The sequence below is a fragment of the Paraburkholderia podalyriae genome (assembly GCF_014397785.1).
Taxonomy (GTDB): Bacteria; Pseudomonadota; Gammaproteobacteria; order Burkholderiales; family Burkholderiaceae; genus Paraburkholderia; species Paraburkholderia podalyriae.
The window spans coordinates 1-3,740 of sequence record NZ_VZQQ01000161.1 but is presented as its reverse complement, the minus strand read 5'-3'; the positions used below and the strand labels follow the sequence as shown (position 1 = coordinate 3,740).

Here is a 3,740-nt window from a genome sequence, read left to right as displayed (position 1 = left end):
CTTAAAGAGGCCGCTGAAACGCTTGCGAGAAAAACGAAAACCAGCTAAATAAAACCCTTAGTCCTGCTGCACAGGGTGGGGGAATTTGCGCGACCATAAGTGGGGGAGTTTCAACTGACCGTCCGGGGCCTCACTTGCGCTAGACTGGCTTGAGCAACCGGAAGGAGACCTGGATGATACGCAAGACGCTCAATGCTTCGCAGCTGCAGCAGGAGGTCAACCGTCGAATTCATCGACTGCACGAAGTCGTCGAGGATGGCGTGAAGATTCGTGTGCCGCGGCCGCAGTTGCAAGAGGCTGACAAGACAGGCTGCAACTGGAACATGACTCACTTCGGCAACGCGGTCGGCTTCGAGCGCGACATCGAGGGCGTGCTCAAGGCTGTGCGTGCGGAATACAACCTCAATACAGAAATGAAAGACACCGGCAACCCGTTTGGGGACTAACCGCGAAAGACATCGATTCGTTGTTCGTTTTTGATAGCATGGGCACTAATGGTGCGCTTACCTCAAATGGTCTACCTTGCGACGCCCCGTCGCAGATATTCCTCGCTTTGAAAAACCTATGATTTCTACGAGCACCGACTGGCCGCATATCGCTCGAAATTGCCGACAACTGACGAATGGACCTTTGGATTCAACCCTGCGCCAAGTGCGCTGACCTATACGGCAAGCCGGCCACTGAGCCTCCGCATCTGGACCTCACGCTTAGCGGCGCCGGGGCGGTCAAGGATGCGCGTGCGGAAGAGCATTACACATGCGTCCGGTGTCGCGCGGTGTTTGCGCGAATTCTTGTAGGCGCGCCGACGCGCCAGATTTGGATGCTACTGAACGCAGGGCAGCACTAACGCAGCGCTTAACTCGAACTTCAGACACTCGCGATTGTCGGAACGCCTGGATTTTCCAAATCGGCAGCAGGCCGCATTGGTTGGTTGCTGAGTTTCCGCGTTTCATCTCTGTGCGGTCTTCTTCCAGACCAACTGCACATCACCTGCTGAGGTATTCGAACCAAGCGGCAAGACGCAGCACCGCCTCTGACTACCAACGCCCAAGCTGTCTTCAAAGCGCTTATTCGCGCATGTCCGTCTCACTAGCTCCTACGGGCCAGGCATCTCGTCGCGCGGCCTGTTCCCGAATCGCCGCGTGAAATCTGTCAACGGTCCACGACTCTGTGAGTGCCCGGGAGAACAGACTCTGCTGGCTCTCCGGCGCGAGGCCGCCAAGCGGCGGGTCTCTGTCCAGGTTCGTTGGAAAGGGGTAGCCCTCGGCACACGAAGCAACTGCCGCGTCGACTTCCGCTTGCGTCATGCTCGATGCCGTAAGGCATTCCAGCAGGACCGGATACAGCACTTCGCACATCGTTGCCCGGTTCACCGTCTCCATCGCGCGGCCATAGGCCGACGAAATCTGCAGGAGGTTCGCCATGCGCTGGACTGACGTCGTCTTGTTCGAGCCGGCCGCGTGGAAGAGCGCGGGATTGAAGAAGAGCGCATCGCCTTTCTCGAGCGGCAATTGCACGTAGTGCGTCTCGAAGTAGTCGCGGAAGTCCTGACGACGCCACGCAAGATAGCCCTCGGCATACCGTTGCGAGAACGGCAGTAGCTTTGTTGGTCCGCTTTCCACCGGCATGTCGCTATGCGCGATGGCACCCTGAAGCGTGAGAAAAGGAGACATCGTGTGCACATGGGGAGGATAGCGTTCAGCTTCCGCAACGGTCTGGAAGCCAAGGTGGTAGTCCCGATGTGCCTGCTGCGCCTGTCCGCCGGGGCGCACGACGTTAACCTGCGACGTCACCTGAAAGTGCGGGCCGAGCCACGCCTCGGCAATGGCGAGAAGTGCGGCGCTTGCGTAGTAGCGGGCAAACACCGAGGGAGCACGCAGGCACAGCTTTTCTTGCGCATTCCAAATCCGGTCATTTGCGCCCGCCTTGGCGAAGTGGTCAGCGGCAGCGGCGCCGGCTTCGTGCTCTTCGCGGATGATTGATTCGAAGACTTTCGTCGCCTCGTCGACGGGCGCCGTGTCGGTATAAACCCGCTTCAGCACGAGGACGCCCGCCCCACGATTCAATACATTTGCCCACTCGGCCTGCAGGTCAGCGCGGCGCGACACGTTTTCAAGGTCACTTCGAAGCTCGCGGCAGTCATACACCGGAACGTGTTCGCGTACGTCGGCGGCGAACCTCGGATTGCTGTCCTCCGGCTGCGCCTTAAGGACAGCAAGAAAGTCATGGAGCGAACAGTCCCGCTCCCGATACCAATGGTGTGCCGGCGCGTTGTGGCGCTGGTCAGTGCGGTTCATGGCGTCTCCTCCTTATCTAAGGTCAACAGTAGTACTCCAGCGGGCGCTTGCGGTACCATAAACACATCAAAAACACCTCAATCGGGGAAACGCTAACCGTGGCTCACCGATTTCTCATGAAGGAAATCGCCCTCCAGGCGGGCCTTGGGCTAGCCACGGTCGACCGGGTGCTGAACGGGCGGGAGCACGTTCGCGAGCACACGCGTCAGCGCGTCCAGCACGCGATTAAGGAGCTCGAGAAGCAGCAGTTCCAGTTGGCGACCAGTGGGCGCAAGCTTGTTGTCGACGCGGTTGTCGAAGCGCCGCGCCGGTTTTCCGGCGAAATACGTGAAGCGTTGGAGTCAGAGCTACCCGGCCTGCAGCCGGCGGTGTTCCGGCCGCGCTTTTTTATGCAGGACACCATGACGACGGCGGAAGTCGTAGATGCTCTGAAAGCGATTGGCCGGAGAGGCAGCCACGGCGTATTTTTGAAAGCGCGGGATGTCCCGGAAGTCACCGCTGCTATTGCTGAGTTGCAGCAACGAGGTATCCCCGTTGTCACCATCTTCACAGACATTCCACAGTCAGCGCGCCTGGCTTACGCTGGCCTCGACAACCGGATGGCGGGCGCGACAGCCGCGTATCTCATCGGTCAATGGCTTGCTCGCCGGGAAGGTGATGTCCTCGTTACGATGAGCAACGAACGCTTCCGCGGCGAGGAGGACCGGAAAATCAGCTTCCGCGATGAGATGCAACGACGCTATCCGAAGTTGACCCTCGAGGATGCCAGCGGCGGTCACGGGCTCGACGTGCAGACTGAGGAGCGAGTGCGGCGGGCCGTCGGTTCAAACAGGAAAGTCGTGGCGGTCTATTCGATGGGCGGCGGGAATGTGGCAATACTTCGTGCGCTCAAATCGATAGGTCAAACACCGAGGTGCTTTATCGGTCATGACCTCGACCGGGACAATGTCCAGTTGCTGCGCGACGGGAAACTCAGCGCAGTTTTGCATCACGACCTGCGGCAGGACATGCGAACTGCCTGCCATCACATCATGCATTTCCATAAGCTGCTTCCGGCATCTGCCATCGGCACCTCGTCGTCAGTGGTCGTGGTTACACCCGCGAATATTCCGCAATATGTAGAACAGCGATTCGGCAAACTGTAACCGAGCGGCGTGCCGCCTTTGTCGCACTGGTGTTTTATCGGGCGCTCCCCGCGGGCGGCTCGTGCAGAGATACGCCGCCTAAGGGAAGAGTGCTCTCGAACCCAACCGATGATGGGTTACTTACTCACCAGGTCCAACATGCCCTCTGGAACTAGCCCGCAGCGCTATGTCCGTGGCATAGTGCGGCATCTCAACTACGGAGGCGGGAATGCCCACCCTGGAATCCTTGCAAGCAAAAATCCAGAAACTTCAGAAGCAAGCAGACGCGCTCGTCGCGAAGCAGTCGTCGGGTGTTATC

The 3,740-nt window shown here is 59.1% G+C and carries 3 protein-coding genes; 2 read left to right on the top strand and 1 reads right to left on the bottom strand.

The window, feature by feature from the left end; all coding sequences use genetic code 11:
* The first annotated feature begins 173 nt into the window (after positions 1-173).
* Positions 174-446 carry a hypothetical protein gene (locus tag F6X42_RS41940; protein ID WP_187639632.1) on the top strand — a complete coding sequence of 91 codons (273 nt, stop codon included), beginning with the start codon at positions 174-176 and terminating at the stop codon, positions 444-446.
* 621 nt (positions 447-1,067) lie between these two features.
* On the opposite strand, the gene F6X42_RS41935 is transcribed toward F6X42_RS41940, so the two are convergent.
* Positions 1,068-2,297 carry a phytanoyl-CoA dioxygenase family protein gene (locus F6X42_RS41935; protein WP_187639631.1) on the bottom strand — a complete coding sequence of 410 codons (1,230 nt, stop codon included), beginning with the start codon at positions 2,295-2,297 and terminating at the stop codon, positions 1,068-1,070.
* 116 nt (positions 2,298-2,413) lie between these two features.
* Here F6X42_RS41935 and F6X42_RS41930 point away from each other — a divergent pair, with 116 nt between their 5' ends.
* Positions 2,414-3,442: a LacI family DNA-binding transcriptional regulator gene (locus F6X42_RS41930; protein WP_222945927.1), complete on the top strand. Its 1,029-nt coding sequence runs from the start codon at positions 2,414-2,416 to the stop codon at positions 3,440-3,442.
* Positions 3,443-3,740: the final 298 nt, after the last annotated feature.

Bases quoted from the DNA above. Each gene is read 5' to 3' on its own strand.
- F6X42_RS41940 (WP_187639632.1), top strand. From the start codon at position 174: ATGATACGCAAGACGCTCAATGCTTCGCAGCTGCAGCAGGAGGTCAAC.
- F6X42_RS41935 (WP_187639631.1), bottom strand. From the start codon at position 2,297: ATGAACCGCACTGACCAGCGCCACAACGCGCCGGCACACCATTGGTAT.
- F6X42_RS41930 (WP_222945927.1), top strand. From the start codon at position 2,414: ATGAAGGAAATCGCCCTCCAGGCGGGCCTTGGGCTAGCCACGGTCGAC.